We start from the raw sequence: 14,952 nt of genomic DNA, 5'->3' as shown, positions 1-14,952 counted from the left end.
CCTAGGTTCCGAGACATGATACAGGCCGCCGACCTTCCGGGAACGATCCCGGTGTTTCCCCTCCCCGGCGCGCTGCTCCTCCCGCGCGCCCGGTTGCCATTGCACCTGTTCGAACCGCGGTATCTCGCGATGCTCGAGGACAGCCTGAAGACCTCTCACCGGCTGATCGGAATGATCCAGCCCTTCGAACAGAACGGTGCGCCGGCGCTCCATGCCATCGGCTGCGCCGGGCGCGTGACGGCCATGTCCGAGACCGAGGACGGGCGCTACATGATCACGCTGTCGGGCATCTCGCGATATCGCGTGACCCGCGAGGTGGAGGGGTTCACCCCGTACCGCCGCTGCGAGGTAAGCTGGCAGGGCTTCGACCGCGACATGGGCCCGACCGAGCGCGATCCGGGCTTCGACCGGGAGAGGTTTCTCGGTCTTCTCAGCCGCTTCTTCGAGGATCGCGGTCTGTCGACCGACTGGGACAGCCTGAAGGAGGCGGAGGACGAACTCCTGATCAACTCCCTGTCGATGCTCTGCCCCTTCGAGCCCGAGGACAAGCAGGCCCTGCTCGAGGCGCCGTCCCTGCCGACCCGGCGCGAAACGCTGGTGACCCTGATCGAGTTCGCGCTTCGCGGGGGATCGGGCGAGGAGATGATGCAATGAACATGGAACGCTCCGCCGAGCCGCACGACCCCGCGCCGTCCCACGATCCGCAGGCACAGGAGCAGACCCCCGCCTTCGACCGCCGGATGCTCGAATTCCTCGTCTGTCCCGAAACCCATGCGCCGCTCAGCTATGATGCCGAGCGTCAGGAACTCGTGAGCCGCGCCGCGCATCTCGCCTACCCGATCCGGGGCGGCATCCCCGTGATGCTCGCTGACGAGGCCCGCCAGCTCGACTGAGACGTCCGCGCCGCGGGCTGGTCTCAAGCCCGGCCTCCGTCCGGCCGATCCCGCGCCTGTCCCGGACAATCCCGGTGCGCCGGGCTTGAGCCCGGCCCGCCCCAGGCCTTCCTCTCAGCGCCTCCTCAAGGCCGCATCAGCGGCGGCAACTCCCCGGTCAGACCGGCCGCCTCGCGGATGAAGGCCCGGCGCAGGCGCGGCAGGCTCCCCACCACGCCTATGCCGAGGTCCCGCATCCCCCGCAAAAGCGGATTGTCGTTCGAGAACAGACGATTGAACCCATCCGTCGCCATCGCCAGCGTCGCCGTGTCGAACCGGCGCCAGGTCTGGTAACGTCCGAGAACCGCCAATCCGCCGATGTCCTCTCCGCGCCGCCGCGCCTCGTCCAGCACCGCGGCGAGCGCGGCAACATCCTTCAGCCCGGCGTTCAGCCCCTGTCCGGCGATGGGATGCACGCCATGGGCCGCATCCCCCACCAGCGCCAGCCGCCGGTCCGCAACCCTCTCCGCCAGCGACAGGCCCAACGGATAGCCCCAACGCTCGCCCGCCAGCGCGATCTCTCCGAGGTGCGAGCCGAAGGCGGGCCGCAGCGCGTCGAGAAATGCCGCGTCGTCCATCGCCAGCAGCGCCTCGGCCCGCTCGGTGCGCTCCGACCAGACGATGGAGGACCGCCGCCCCTTGAGCGGCAGGATCGCCAGCGGTCCGCCCGGCATGAAGAACTGATGCGCGGCGCCGCCGTGATCCATGTCGTGGTCCACGGCGCAGACCACGCCGGTCTGGCCATAGCTCCATGCCATCCGCCCGATGCCGGCGCGGGCCGCCGTGCCGCTGCCGCGCCCGTCGCAGCCGACCAGCAGCGCCGCCTCCAGCACCTCGCCGCCGTCCAGTGTCGCCTGCGCCCGCGCGCCGCCCGTGTCCTGTGCCACGACGCGCTGCCCCGCCACATGCCGCACACCCGCCTCGGTCATGGCATCGAGCAGGGCAGGGCGCAGATGCCGGTCCTCGACCATGAAGCCCATGGGACCTTCCTCGATCTCGGCATGGTCGAACTGCATCATGAAGGGCGATGGGCCCTCTCCCGCGCGGCCGTCGGTGACCTTGATCTCCAGCATCGGCTGGGCCTCGTCCGCCACTCGGTCCCAGACCCCGATCCGCCGGAGCAGCCGCTGCGACGCCAACGCCAGCGCATAGGAGCGCCCGTCGAAGCCCCGGGCGCCGCGCGCCTCGGCGCTCGCCATGTCGACAAGTGTCACGGCGAGGTTCATCCGCGCCAGCGCCACGGCCAGGGCGCAGCCGTTCAGCCCGCCGCCCACGATCACCACATCCTGCATCATGTCGTGACTATGGTCGCCCGACCGGGATTGTCCATCCGCGGCACCCCCGCTAGCGTCCGCCGCGACAGGAGGGCGCATCATATGGAAGACTGGCTCTGGGCTTCGGCGGCCGATCTCGGCCGGGGAATCGACGCGGGTGACATCGACCCCGTGGCGCTTGCGCGCGTGCACCTCGAGGCCGCGGAGGCGCATCCGCTCGGCGCCCGGATCTACGCCCGCCTGACACCCGACCGTGCGATGACAGAGGCCGAGGCCGCCGCCGTTCGCGCGCGGCATGGCCAGCGCCGCGGGCCTCTCGACGGCGTGCCTGTAAGCTGGAAGGACCTCGTGGACACCGCCGGCATCGCCACAGAGGCGGGCACCGCGTTGCTCGAAGGCCGGGTGCCGGAGGCCGATGCCGAGGTGCTCGTCACCGCGACCGGCAACGGCCTGGTCTGCCTCGGCAAGACCCACCTGAGCGAGATCGCCTTCTCTGGCCTCGGCCTGAACCCGATCACCGCAACTCCGCCGAACCTGCACGATCCCGATGCAGTCCCAGGGGGATCGTCCTCGGGCGCGGCGGCCTCGCTGGCCTATGGCCTCGCCGCGGGCGCCATCGGGTCGGACACCGGTGGCAGCGTCCGCGTGCCCGCCGCGTGGAACGATCTTGTCGGCCTCAAGACGACCCATGGCGCGCTCTCCACGCGGGGCGTCGTGGCTCTGGCCGAGACCTTCGACACGATCGGCCCCCTCGCCCGCACCGTCGAGGACGCGGCGCTGCTCCATGCGGCCATCGGCGGGCCCTCGGTGGATCTCTCCGGCGTCTCCCTCGACGGCGCGCGGTTCCTCGTCGTCGAAACCGTCCTGATGACCGACCTCGAGGATGCTCCGCGCGAGGCCTTCGAGGCCGCCATCGCCCGGCTCGAGGCCCGGGGCGCCACGGTGGAGCGGGGCGACTGGCCCGATCTCGAACGCGCCTTCGCCATGGCGGGCCCGGTCTATGGCGCCGACGCCTGGTCCGCCTGGGGCCCGCTGGTGGAGGAAAGGGGCGACCGGATGTTCGCCCGGATTCTCGAGCGGGTCTCGGCGGGCAAGACCGTGCTCGCGGCCGAATACCTTTCGCTCTGGCGCGAACTGCGCACGCTCAGGGAGGCATGGAACGCCCATATCGCCGCTTTCGACGCAGTGCTCTCGCCCACCGTCGCGATCCGTCCGCCCAAGGCCGAGGCGCTGCTCGCGGACAGCGAGCACTACACGGCGTCGAACCTGATGGCCCTGCGCAACACGCGCGCGGGCAATCTGATGGGCGGCGCGGCGCTGACCCTTCCCACGGGCGTGCCGCAATGCGGGCTGATGTTCACGGCGGGACCGGGCACCGAGGCCGCGCTGTTGCGTCTGGGACGCGCGGCCGAACAGGCGCTGGCTTAAAAGCCACATCGGCGCGCGCTGCCCCGCCGTCCGGCGGGGCGTTTTCTGGACAAGTCATGCCGGGGCGGACTAGATTCAACGCATAACGGGGCGCAATGACCCCGGACCCGAGGCACCGATGCAGTTTCCAGAAAGGTTCGCGGACCTTCCTCCCTATGCGTTCCCGCGTCTGCGGGCCCTGCTCGACGGCCATGAGCCGGGCGGCGTGCCGTGCCTCATGTCCATCGGCGAGCCAAAGCATCCGATGCCGCGCTTCGTGGCAGAGGTCGTGGCGCAGACCATCGACGGCCTCTCCCGCTACCCTGCCAACGACGGCACGCCCGCCCATCTCGAGGCCGCCACCGGATGGATCGTCCGTCGCTACGGCGTCACGCTCTCCCCCGACCGCATCATCGCCCTCAACGGCACGCGCGAGGGGCTTTACAACGCCGCCATGGCGCTCTGCCCCGAGACGAAGTCCGGCGCGCGTCCCGCAGTGCTGATGCCGAACCCGTTCTACCAGGTCTATGCCGTGGCCGCGCTGTCGGTTGGCGCGGAGCCCGTGCTCCTGCCCGCGACCGCCGAAACCGGCCACCTGCCCGATCTCGACGCGATCCCGGCGGAGCTTCTGGACCGGACGGCGATCTTCTACCTCTGCTCGCCCTCCAATCCCCAAGGCGCCGTCGCCGAACCCGACTACTGGGCGCGGCTGCTCGATCTGGCGGAGCGGCACGATTTCCGCGTTTTCGCCGACGAATGCTATTCCGAGATCTACCGCTCCACCCGGCCCCCCGGCATCCTTGCCGTGGCCGAGGCCCGGGGCGTCGATCCCGAATGCGTCCTGGCCTTCCACTCCCTCTCGAAGCGCTCGAACCTGCCGGGCCTGCGCGCGGGCTTTGCGGCGGGGGGGCAGCGCAGCATCGCCGCCATGCGCCGCCTGCGCGCCTATTCCGGCGCACCGCTTTCGGAGACGCTGCAGGCCGTGGCGACCGCGGCCTGGGCCGACGAGGCCCATGTCCACGAGAACCGCGCGCTCTACGCCGCGAAATATGCGCTAGCCGACGAGGTGCTGGGCGATGTTCCGGGCTACCAGCCGCCTGAGGCTGGCTTTTTCCTCTGGCTGCCCGTCCCCGATGGCGAGGCCGCCACGCTGAAACTCTGGCGCGAGACCGGCGTGAAGGTGCTCCCCGGCGCCTACCTTGGACGCGATGCCGGCGCGGGAAATCCCGGGGCGGGATACATCCGCGTCGCTCTCGTCGCCCCGGCGGAGGAGACCGCGCGCGGTCTCGAGCTGATCCGCACCTGCCTTTACGACGATCCGAAGGAGTGAGCATGGCCTACCAGACCCGGACCCGCGACCCGCTTCTCGACAGCACGACCCACGCCGCCCTGCAGCGCCGGGGGCGGGAGCTCGTCGGGCTCGTGCTCGTGGTCGCCGGTCTCGCGGCCCTCGCCGCGGTCTGGTCCTACACGCCCGAGGACCCATCCTGGATCACCGCCACCGACGATCCGGTGCAGAACTGGATGGGCCTCGTCGGCGCCGCCGTCGCCGCGCCGCTCTTCATGGTGATCGGCTGGGGCGCCCTCGGCATCGGCGGAATGCTCCTCGCCTGGGGTCTGCGCTTTCTTCTGCACCGCGGCCATGACCGGGCCATCGGCTGCCTGATCTTCGCGCCCATCGCCATCGCCCTCCTGTCGATCTACGCCTCCACGCTCGTGCCGGGCGCCGACTGGCCCCATTCCTTCGGTCTTGGCGGACTCTTCGGCGATACCGCCCTTTCCATCGCCCTGACCCTCGTGCCGGTGGGCCCGCTCCTTGGCGTGAAACTCCTCTCCGCGGTGATCGCCGTGCTGACGCTGGCGCTGGTCCTCTTCGCCACCGGCTTCACCCGCGAGGAACTGCGCACCATCGGGCGGTTCCTCTGGTTCGGCCTTGTCGCCGCCTATGCGCTCGTGCTGGCCCTCGTCGCCCGGGGGGCAAAGGCCGCCGTGACGGGTGTTGCCGCGGGCCGCGAGAGCCTCGCCGCCCGCGCCGAGGCTCGGGCCGACCGCGCCGCGCAGAGGCCCGAGCCCGAGGACGCGCCCGCCGATCGCGTCGCCGCCGTGATCCGCGCCCGGCGCGCCCAGGCGGAGGCCCAGGCGCGCGACCTGACCACCGAGGACCCCCCCGTCGATACCCCCCGCTCCGGTCTTCTGGGGCGCATGCCGAACCTGCTGAAGCGCGGCGAACCGCCCGTCCTGGTCGAGGACGAGGGCGAGGACGATGCGCCGGACGACCGCGTCCGTTCGAAGATCATGGGCGCGATCAAGGCGCGCGTTCGCGCGCCGCTCACCGCCAACGGAACCTCCGCCGCGGTTGCGGCCGCCGCCGCGAGGCGCAAGCGCGAACCGCTGATCGCCGACACCGCCCCTTCGGCCCTCCGCGGCGAGCCGCCGCTCACCAAGGCGCACATGCAGCCCCGCGGTTCGGAGGACGGCGTCACGGCCCGCGTCGCCGCCCGGGACGCGGTTCTCGAGGAAGACGACTTCCCCGACAACATGCCCACGCCCGAACTCGTCGATGGCCCGCCGCCCTCCACGGCGCTGGGCGGAATGACGATGCGTGCCGCGGCTCCCGCGCCGGAGGCCGACCCTGTCCGTCCGGTCGTCGATCACGCCCCGCCGCGCCGGCCCCAGCCCTCGCGCCGTGCGATGGCCGAGGCCCAGCCGCAACTCGCCTTCGATCCCCCCGAGGCCGAGGCTTACGAGGTCCCGCCGCTGGGCCTTCTGACCAGCCCCGAGACAATCGCCCGCCATCACCTCTCCGACGAGGCGCTCGAGGCCAATGCCCGGATGCTCGAGAACGTGCTCGACGACTACGGCGTGAAGGGAGAGATCGTCTCCGTCCGCCCTGGCCCCGTCGTCACCATGTACGAGCTCGAACCCGCGCCGGGCCTGAAGGCCTCCCGCGTCATCGGCCTCGCCGACGACATCGCGCGGTCCATGTCGGCCCTGTCCGCCCGTGTCTCCACCGTGCCGGGCCGCTCGGTCATCGGCATCGAACTGCCGAACGAGAAGCGCGAGATGGTCGTCCTGCGCGAGATGCTCGCCTCCCGCGACTTCGGTGACGGCAACCAGCGCCTGCCGCTGGCGCTGGGCAAGGACATCGGCGGCGAGCCGGTGATCGCCAACCTCGCCAAGATGCCACACCTGCTGATCGCGGGCACCACCGGCTCGGGCAAGTCGGTGGCGATCAACACCATGATCCTGAGCCTGCTCTACAAGCTTTCGCCCGAGGAATGCCGGCTCATCATGATCGACCCGAAGATGCTGGAACTCAGCGTCTACGACGGCATCCCCCATCTTCTCAGCCCGGTGGTGACCGACCCGAAAAAGGCCGTGGTCGCGCTGAAATGGACCGTGGCGGAAATGGAAGACCGCTACCGCAAGATGTCCAAGATGGGCGTGCGCAACATCGAGGGCTACAATGGCCGCGTCCGCGACGCGCTGTCTAAGGGCGAGACCTTCAGCCGGACCGTGCAGACCGGCTTCGATGACGAGACCGGCGATCCCGTGTTCGAGACCGAGGAGATCATTCCCGAAACCATGCCTTACATCGTCGTCATCGTGGACGAGATGGCCGACCTGATGATGGTCGCGGGCAAGGAGATCGAGGCCTGCATCCAGCGCCTCGCCCAGATGGCGCGGGCCTCCGGCATCCACATCATCATGGCCACGCAGCGTCCTTCGGTCGATGTCATCACCGGCACGATCAAGGCGAACTTCCCGACCCGGATCAGCTTCCAGGTCACCTCCAAGGTGGACAGCCGCACCATCCTCGGAGAGCAGGGGGCGGAACAGCTCCTCGGGCAGGGCGACATGCTCTACATGGCCGGCGGGGCCAAGATCACCCGTGTGCACGGCCCCTTCGTGTCGGACGAGGAGGTAGAGGAGATCGTCAACCACCTCAAGCAGTTCGGCCCGCCCGACTACAAGTCCGGCGTGGTCGAGGGGCCGGACGAGGGAACGGAAAGCGACATCGACGCAGTCCTGGGACTAGGGGCCGCGGCGGGGAATCCCGACACAGAGACTGCCCTCTACGACACGGCCGTCCATATCGTCGCCAAGGATCGCAAGTGCTCCACCTCCTACATTCAGCGCAAGCTCGCCATCGGCTACAACAAGGCCGCCCGGCTGGTGGAGCAGATGGAGGAAGAGGGCGTCGTCAGCCCCGCCAACCATGTCGGCAAGCGCGAGGTGCTGGTCCCCGAAGTCTGATCCGAGGGGCGGAGCCGCCCCTGCCGGCCGGGTTTCCAACACACGTCCCGCGACACATAAAAGGAGCCGCCCCGCGGGCGGCTCCCGTCTTCTGCTCGCGGGCCCGCCTCAGTTCGGCCGGTTGGCGCCGATGAACCAGGCGTCCTTGTCAACGATCCGGCTGACCTCGGTGAACAGGTCCTCGGTGTCGTCGTCGCCCGCCTCGCCCGAGGCCGAGAGCGCCTCGCGCAACAGCTTGCCGTACTCGAGATAGCGGTCGGTCAGCGCCACGATGTGGTCGTCGATCGCCTCGATCTCCAGCGGATAGGCCTCGATCCGCGACCGCCGCGCCGCTTCCTCGATCGTGCCCTTTGCATAGCCGCCGAGGATCACCGCCCGCTCCGCCATCAGGTCCGCGGCCTCCCGGAGGTGCTCCGCCGCGTCATCGAGCAGTTCGTGCACGCCGATGAAGCCTCGACCCTTGAGGTTCCAGTGCGCCTGCTTGACCGCGAGCGTCATCGCCTCGGTGTCGGCGAGACAGGCGTTCAGGTTCTCGATGGACGTCTTTCGGGCATTGTCGTCGAGACCCTTGACGAAAGCTTCGGGCATTTGGTCCTCCATGGCTTGGAACAGGTCCTGGCGGCCTTTGGTCGCCGCCTTTCCCCGGAACAAGACGCAAGGAACGGGGCTGGTTCCATCACGGGGCCATGCGTCCGCGACGAAGCGTGACATGAAGTGATATCGCATGACACGGGCATTCCGGCGCATCTCCTCCTATGTAGGGCAGGACGCCCGACCAGAGATCGAAAGACCCACAGACGATGACCCTCCTTCGCCGACGCACCTTCCTCGCGGCCTCTCTCGCAACCCTTTCCCTGCCGCTCGCCACCGCGGCGGCGGCCCAGCAGCTGTCCCTTGCCGAGGTCAGCCGCCACCTGAATTCCTTCACCACCGCCCAGGGGGAATTCACGCAGATCAACGCCGACGGGACGATCTCGACCGGCCAGATCTACATCAAGCGGCCCGGCCGCATCCGCTTCGAATACAATCCGCCCGACCGCAGCCTCGTGCTGTCGGGCGGCGGGTCCGTCGCGATCTTCGACCCGCAGTCGGACACCAACCCGGAACGCTATCCGCTGGCGGAGACCCCGCTCAAGATCATCCTCGAGAGCACCATCGATCTTGGGCAGTCCGGCATGGTGACCCGCCACACCTACGACGGGACGGCCACCACCGTGACCGCGCAGGACCCGCAGCGCCCGCAACTCGGGAATATCCAGCTGCGCTTCACCGGCAACCCGACCGAACTGCGCCAATGGATCGTCACGGACGACACCGGCACCCAGACCACGGTGATCCTTGGGGACCTCGCCAAGAACGTCGCGATCCCCGACAGCCGGTTCAACATCACCGCCGAGGCGCGGCGCTGGGGCGGCTGACGCCCCGGACCGGCCTCAGATCCGCCGCGGGCAGCGCGCCAGCTGGGCTTCGTAGAGAACGGCGCGCGACTCGACCTCGCCGGCCACCCGCATCAGCCAGCCTTTCGCGAGGTAGCTCTGCCGGCTGAAGCCCCCGCGCCCCTCGTGATAGGCGAGGTACTGGTTGCGCACGTCATCGAGCGGAATGCCCAGCTCCCGCTTGGTCAGGGTCATGTACCAGCCCATGAAATCCGCCGCGTGGCGCATGTCGTCGCGCCGGGCCCTCGGCGCGGCGGCGCGACTTACGAGATACTCGTCCCATGTCCCGTCGAGCGCCTGGCTGTAGCCATAGGCGGAGCTCATCCGTCCGGTGGGGATCACGCCCAGCACGAACTGGTGCGGCGGCCTGTTGTTCGAGATGAACTTCGATTCCTGATAGATCATCGCCATCAGCACATGGGGCTCCACGCCCCACTTGCGCTCCGCCTCGCGGAAGGCGCGGGCGTAGTGCGGCCGCTCCGCGAGGATCGAACACGCGTTGTCGAGGTTGTCGGGCGCAGTTCCACCGCCCGGTCGGGAACAGGATCCCAACGCGGTTACGATGGCCAGCGCGAGAATGAGTCTGCTCATCTGCCTCTCGCAATCTCTTTTCTTATTGAGGAAACTCTAGCACACCGTGTCGCGTTGGGAAACGGTCTAGGTCGGCCGCGCGCCGCGACATGCCGCTGTCCGCGGTGATTCGACACACTGTTTCGAGTGTTTTTGACCCACCCCGGTGGACTCGGGGTAGGGGACACAGTTACCAACCTGTCAATGGGGGTTCGATCAATGCTGAAGAGCCGCGCGAAATACAGCCTCGGACAGGTGGTCCGTCATCGCAAGCACCCGTTCCGGGGGGTCGTCTTCGACGTAGATCCGAAGTTCAACAACACCGAGGAATGGTACGAGGCGATCCCCGAGGAAAGCCGCCCGTCCCGCAACCAGCCGTTCTACCACCTGCTCGCCGAGAACGACCAGAGCTACTATGTGGCCTATGTCTCCGAGCAGAACCTCGTGGCCGACTACTCCGGCCAGCCGGTCGATCACCCCGACCTGCCGGAGCTGTTCGGCCCCTTCGAGGACGGATTCTATCCCTTGCAGGTCCAGCTGAACTGACGACGCCCCGCCGTCAGATCGCAGCGCCCGACCGCCGGACGGCCGGGCGCACTTGTCTCTAGTAGCCCAGCGCGCAGCCGTCCTTGCGATGGTCGCTTGCGCCCTCCAGAACGCCGTCCGGGCGGATCAGGATGGCCTGCGCGCCGCCGACCGGGGCCTCGGGCACGAGCACGCGGTGACCGATCTCCGCCAGCCGCGCCCGAACCGTCTCGGCATAACCGCGTTCCACCTCCAGGGCGCCGTCCCTGTGGAACAGCCGCGGCGCGTCGATCGCCTCCTGAGGCGCCATCCTGTAATCCAGCAGGTTCGTCAGCAGCCGGGCATGACCATGGGCCTGGTAGGGGCCACCCATGACACCGAAAGGCATGATCGTCGCGCCGTCCTTCCGTACGAGACCGGGGATGATCGTGTGCATCGGCCGCTTGCCCGGCGCGGCCTCGTTCGGATGCCCCTCCTTCAACGAGAAGCCAGATCCCCGGTTGTGCAGCAGAAGGTTGAAGCGATCCGTGACGACGCCCGATCCGAAGGTGCGGAATACCGAATAGATCAGCGAGACCGACATGCGGTCCCGGTCAACCGCGGTGATCAGGACCGTATCCCGGTGCACGGCGCCCGCCGGTTCCATCCCCTCGGGCAGCACCGCATCGGGCCGGATCAGCGCGGCCAGCCCGTCGGCCGTGTCCTGGCTCAAGAGGTGGTCGAGACGCGTCATGTAGTCGGGATCGGCCAGGAAGCGGTTCCGCGCATCGTAGGCCAGCCGTGCGGCCTCGGTCTCGATGTGCGCCCGTTCCGCTCCGAACGGGTCCATCGACTTCAGGTCGAAATTCTTGAGGATGTTCAGGATCAGGAGTGCAGTGGCGCCCTGACCGTTCGGCGGATGCTCCACCACCTCGTGTCCGCCATAACTCGCGCTCACGGGGCTGGTGTACTCCGCCTGGGCCGCGGCGAAGTCGTCCAGCGTATGCACCCCGCCTAGGGCGCGCAGCGTGTCGACCATGTCCTCGGCCACCTCGCCGGTGTAGAAGGCGTCCCGCCCCTCGACCGCGATCCGCCGCAAGACCTCCGCCAGCCCCGGCGCGCGAAAGATGTCGCCCGTAAGGTAGGGGGCGCCGTCCTTCGTCAGGTGCGTCTTCCCGGACGCATGCAGATGCGAGACCCCTGCCCAGTCCGACGCGACCCGCGGCGCCACGGGCACCCCGGCTTCCGCATAGTGCACCGCCGGAGCGAGCACATCGCCGAGGCTCATCCGCCCGTGATCGGAGTTCAGCCGGCAAAAGGCATCCACCGCCGTGGGAATCGTGACCGTCTGCGGCCCGTGTTCCGGCATCGTCGCGCCGAACTCCGCGCGCAGCCTCCCCGCATCGAGAGCGGCAGGCGCCCGGCCCGAGCCGTTCATCGCGATGACATCCTCGCCCGGTCGCGAGATCAGCGCGAAACAGTCCCCGCCGATCCCCGTCATCTGTGGCTCGCAGATCTCGAGCAGCACGGCCGCGGCGATGGCGGCGTCGAGCGCGTTGCCCCCGGCCTCGAGCATCTGCACTCCGACCTTGGCCGCCAGCGGGTGGGACGTGGCCACCATGCCGTTCTGGCACAGGACGGGCGAACGGCCGGGAAGATGGAAATCGCGCATGGGACAGGTCCTCCTTTGAGCCGGCGACACTAGACACCTCGGCGGCATGGGCAAGGAGTAGAGAGCCTCGACGCCGCGCAACTGGGTGGGGGCAAACACACGCGGCGCCGAGGGAAGCCAGATGCAGCTACGGGAAACGTTCTCGCCCTCGACTCTGACCTGAGTGCGGAGGCATTAGGGCGGAGTGGGGGCATTGCCCCCGATGCCACGACACCGGGGAAGACATGGCCGATTATCCAGAGCTTGCGACCCGCATCGCCGCCCTCACCGAGGGGGAGAGCGATCCCGTCGCCCTGATGGCGACCGTGGCCTGCGAGTTGCACCATGCCGACGACCGGTTCGACTGGACCGGCTTCTACCGCGTCGTGGCGCCCGACCTTCTGAAGATCGGGCCCTACCAGGGCGGCCACGGCTGCCTGACGATCCAGTTTTCCCGGGGCGTCTGCGGCGCCGCCGCCCGGACCGGCGAGGTCCAGCTCGTCGATGACGTGGAGGCCTTCCCGGGCCACATCGCCTGTTCCTCCTCGACCCGTTCGGAAATCGTCCTGCCTGTCCGCGATGCATCGGGCGCGCTCATCGCCGTGCTCGACATCGACAGCGACCGCCCCGCCGCCTTCGACGAAGCGGACGCCGAGGCGCTGACCGCGATCCTTCAGGCCACCTTCGCCCGGGCATGATCCCCCCGGGCTACAATCCCCCTGACACGCCGCTCTCGATCCTGCACCAGGATCACGAGCTCCTGCTGGTGGACAAACCCGCGGGGCTACTGTCCGTGCCCGGCCGGGGCGAGCACTTGTCCGACTGCCTCCTGACCCGCGTGCAGGCGGCCTTTCCCACCGCTCTTCTCGTGCACCGGCTCGACCGCGATACCTCGGGCGTCATGGTCTTCGCTCTGACGCCCCACGCCCAGCGCCACCTCGGCCTCCAGTTCGAGCGGCGTCACATGAAGAAGACCTATGTCGCCCGCGTGGCCGGGCGGCTGTCGCCCCGCACCGGGACGGTGGACCTGCCGCTGATCGTGGATTGGCCCAACCGCCCCCTGCAGATGGTCGACCACGAGCGCGGCAAGCCCGCCGTCACCGACTGGCGTGTGGTGCGCGCCTCCGACACGGAAACCCGCGTGCGTCTGATGCCGCGCACCGGGCGCTCGCACCAGCTCAGGGTGCACATGCTGTCCCTGGGCCACCCGATCCTTGGCGATCCGTTCTATGCCACCGGGCCGGCGCTCGACCATCCTCGCATGATGCTGCATTCCGAGACCCTGCGCCTGCGCCACCCCGACGGCGGGGAAGGCCTTCAGATCACCGCGCCGGCGCCGTTCTGAGCGGCGCGAGGAAGCCGGCGACCGCCGTCACCTCCTCCTGCCGGATCTCGTGCCCGCCCTCGTGCCAGACAAGTTCCACCTCCGCACCCTGCGCCCTCAGCCATTCCGCCAGCCGCTCCGTCAGGGGTGCCGGGCAGATCGGATCGCGCCGCCCCGCCGTGATCAGCACCTGCCGCCCGGCAAGGCCCGGCTGCGGCTCGGGCTCGAACGGGATCAGCGGATGCAGGAGCGCCATCCGGTCGACGATCCCCGGATCGGCCATGGCGACGCTGGCGAGGATATTGGCCCCGTTGGAATAGCCCAGACCGGCCACCAGCGGCGACCCCAGCGCCGCGCGCCGCTCCCTCAGGAACCCCGCCATCGCTTCCGTCCGGCGGGCGAGGTCCTCCATGTCATAGACCCCCTCTCCGGTCCGCCGGAAATACCGCAGCGCGCCGCCCTCGCTGACGTCGCCGCGCGGGCTGACCACATGGGCGCCGGGCACCAGCTCCGAAGCCACGTCGTGAAACTGCGCCTCGGTCCCGCCGGTCCCGTGGAACGTGAAGAGGAGGGGCGCGCCCGGCGCCCCTTCGGTGAATGCAGCGTGATAGGTCATGCGCCCAGCGGCTCCAGATGCTGCTCCAGCGCCGCGCGCAGATGCTCGTGCTGGCTCGGCAGTTTCAGCGCCTCACCCAGATGCGCGCGGTCCTCGTCCCGGTCGAAGCCGGGCTCGTTCGTCGCCACTTCGAACAGCACCCCGCCCGGCGTGCGGAAATAGATCGCCCAGAAGTAATCCCGGTCGATCACCGGCGTGACCTGGTAGCCGGTATCGAGCAGCGCCTCCCGCACCTCGAGCTGCCGTGCCCGGTTTTCCACCGCAAAGGCCACGTGATGCACCGACCCCGCGCCCTGCGCCGCGGTCCCCGCGCCCGGCTGGATGTCGAGATCCACCACCGTCGCCGCCTCGCCGGGAACGGCGAGCCGGATCAGGCTGCCGTCACGGTCCACTTCCTCGTAGCCCATGAAGCGCAGAAGCTCCTCCTGTCGCCCCGCATCCCTCAGCCGCATGTCCACGGAATGAAAGCCGCGGATCGCCATGTCATCGGAAATGTCGCCGCCGGTCCACGGCGCGCGGTCGTCCTCGGCCTCGACGAGCAGGAACCCGTCCCCGTCCGGTCCCTCGAACCGCACGGTCTCGGCCCCGAACAGCTGCCCGCGACGGATACCGGCAACCTCGAAGGTCGCAAGCCGCTCCGCCCAGGCGTCCGCGCTGCCCTTCGGGATCGCGAAGCGGGTCGTGCCGACCTCGCCCGCGCCAGGCCGGCCGCGCCGCGCGTTCGGAAAGGGGAAATAGGTCATCACCGTCCCGGGCGTGCCGGTTTCGTCGCCGTAGTAGAGGTGGTAGACATCCGGAGCGTCGAAGTTGACGGTCTTCTTGACACGGCGCAGGCCAAGGACCCGCGTGAAGAACCTGTTGTTCTCCGTGGCCGAAGAGGCCATCGAGGTCACGTGATGCAACCCTTTGATCTGCGAAAGCATTGGTCGACTCCCTCTAGCTGGTCTTGACCCCGGAGATAGGACGCCACACACCCGCACA

15 protein-coding genes are annotated in these 14,952 nt (G+C 69.1%); 9 read left to right on the top strand and 6 right to left on the bottom strand.

Translation table 11 applies throughout. The features are described 5' to 3' along the window. Nucleotides 1-15 precede the first annotated feature (15 nt). Together EAT49_RS06140 and EAT49_RS21510 are read left to right on the top strand one after the other, a co-directional pair. A complete protein-coding gene (locus EAT49_RS06140; protein ID WP_123641428.1) occupies nucleotides 16-654 on the top strand; it encodes an LON peptidase substrate-binding domain-containing protein in 639 nt (212 codons plus the stop codon). Between the two features lie 86 nt (nucleotides 655-740). Beyond that, nucleotides 741-893, top strand: a complete 153-nt coding sequence (locus EAT49_RS21510; protein ID WP_246003796.1) for a Trm112 family protein — start codon at nucleotides 741-743, stop codon at nucleotides 891-893. Between the two features lie 125 nt (nucleotides 894-1,018). On the opposite strand, the gene EAT49_RS06130 is transcribed toward EAT49_RS21510, so the two are convergent. After that, entirely contained in the window at nucleotides 1,019-2,227 is a 1,209-nt protein-coding gene (locus tag EAT49_RS06130) for an FAD-dependent oxidoreductase (RefSeq protein ID WP_123641427.1), read from the bottom strand. 81 nt (nucleotides 2,228-2,308) lie between these two features. Here EAT49_RS06130 and EAT49_RS06125 point away from each other — a divergent pair, with 81 nt between their 5' ends. From EAT49_RS06125 to EAT49_RS06115, 3 genes are all read left to right on the top strand, one after another. Beyond that, complete coding sequence (locus EAT49_RS06125; RefSeq protein WP_123641426.1) at nucleotides 2,309-3,634, top strand: amidase; 1,326 nt, start codon at nucleotides 2,309-2,311, stop codon at nucleotides 3,632-3,634. A 118-nt stretch (nucleotides 3,635-3,752) separates the two neighbouring features. After that, complete coding sequence (locus EAT49_RS06120) at nucleotides 3,753-4,943, top strand: aminotransferase class I/II-fold pyridoxal phosphate-dependent enzyme (RefSeq protein ID WP_123641425.1); 1,191 nt, start codon at nucleotides 3,753-3,755, stop codon at nucleotides 4,941-4,943. Between the two features lie 2 nt (nucleotides 4,944-4,945). Continuing rightward, complete coding sequence (locus EAT49_RS06115; protein WP_123641424.1) at nucleotides 4,946-7,870, top strand: DNA translocase FtsK; 2,925 nt, start codon at nucleotides 4,946-4,948, stop codon at nucleotides 7,868-7,870. Nucleotides 7,871-7,978: 108 nt separating this feature from the next. Here the strand turns inward: EAT49_RS06115 and dps are convergent, their stop codons facing one another. Next, the gene (dps, locus tag EAT49_RS06110; RefSeq protein ID WP_123641423.1) at nucleotides 7,979-8,458 is read right to left on the bottom strand and encodes a DNA starvation/stationary phase protection protein Dps; all 480 of its coding nucleotides are present in this window, start codon (nucleotides 8,456-8,458) and stop codon (nucleotides 7,979-7,981) included. Nucleotides 8,459-8,670: 212 nt separating this feature from the next. Here dps and EAT49_RS06105 point away from each other — a divergent pair, with 212 nt between their 5' ends. Continuing rightward, nucleotides 8,671-9,288 carry a LolA family protein gene (locus EAT49_RS06105; protein WP_123641422.1) on the top strand — a complete coding sequence of 206 codons (618 nt, stop codon included), beginning with the start codon at nucleotides 8,671-8,673 and terminating at the stop codon, nucleotides 9,286-9,288. 15 nt (nucleotides 9,289-9,303) lie between these two features. On the opposite strand, the gene EAT49_RS06100 is transcribed toward EAT49_RS06105, so the two are convergent. Further along, on the bottom strand, nucleotides 9,304-9,897 hold the full coding sequence (locus EAT49_RS06100) for a transglycosylase SLT domain-containing protein (protein WP_123641421.1): 594 nt from the start codon (nucleotides 9,895-9,897) through the stop codon (nucleotides 9,304-9,306). Nucleotides 9,898-10,095: 198 nt separating this feature from the next. Here EAT49_RS06100 and hspQ point away from each other — a divergent pair, with 198 nt between their 5' ends. Continuing rightward, nucleotides 10,096-10,422 (top strand): heat shock protein HspQ, encoded by a 327-nt coding sequence (gene hspQ / locus EAT49_RS06095; RefSeq protein ID WP_123641420.1) that lies wholly within the window; start codon nucleotides 10,096-10,098, stop codon nucleotides 10,420-10,422. Between the two features lie 58 nt (nucleotides 10,423-10,480). On the opposite strand, the gene EAT49_RS06090 is transcribed toward hspQ, so the two are convergent. After that, nucleotides 10,481-12,052 carry a gamma-glutamyltransferase family protein gene (locus EAT49_RS06090; RefSeq protein ID WP_123641419.1) on the bottom strand — a complete coding sequence of 524 codons (1,572 nt, stop codon included), beginning with the start codon at nucleotides 12,050-12,052 and terminating at the stop codon, nucleotides 10,481-10,483. A 224-nt stretch (nucleotides 12,053-12,276) separates the two neighbouring features. On the opposite strand from EAT49_RS06090, the gene EAT49_RS06085 reads away from it, so the two are divergent. Further along, entirely contained in the window at nucleotides 12,277-12,729 is a 453-nt protein-coding gene (locus EAT49_RS06085; protein WP_123641418.1) for a GAF domain-containing protein, read from the top strand. Then, nucleotides 12,726-13,376, top strand: coding sequence for an RluA family pseudouridine synthase (locus tag EAT49_RS06080; RefSeq protein ID WP_123641417.1), 651 nt, complete (start codon nucleotides 12,726-12,728; stop codon nucleotides 13,374-13,376). Before EAT49_RS06085 ends, EAT49_RS06080 begins: the two co-directional genes overlap by 4 nt. On the opposite strand, the gene EAT49_RS06075 is transcribed toward EAT49_RS06080, so the two are convergent. Both EAT49_RS06075 and EAT49_RS06070 read right to left on the bottom strand, forming a co-directional pair. After that, nucleotides 13,354-13,971, bottom strand: a complete 618-nt coding sequence (locus EAT49_RS06075; RefSeq protein WP_123641416.1) for an alpha/beta hydrolase — start codon at nucleotides 13,969-13,971, stop codon at nucleotides 13,354-13,356. The genes EAT49_RS06080 and EAT49_RS06075 overlap by 23 nt on opposite strands. Beyond that, nucleotides 13,968-14,894 (bottom strand): VOC family protein, encoded by a 927-nt coding sequence (locus EAT49_RS06070; RefSeq protein WP_123641415.1) that lies wholly within the window; start codon nucleotides 14,892-14,894, stop codon nucleotides 13,968-13,970. Before EAT49_RS06070 ends, EAT49_RS06075 begins: the two co-directional genes overlap by 4 nt. Nucleotides 14,895-14,952: the final 58 nt, after the last annotated feature.

Source organism: Histidinibacterium lentulum (genome assembly GCF_003789055.1).
In the GTDB taxonomy this organism is placed as follows: Bacteria; Pseudomonadota; Alphaproteobacteria; order Rhodobacterales; family Rhodobacteraceae; genus Oceanicola; species Oceanicola lentulus.
Note: the sequence above shows the minus strand (reverse complement) of the source record. Positions and strands in the feature narration are given on the sequence as shown.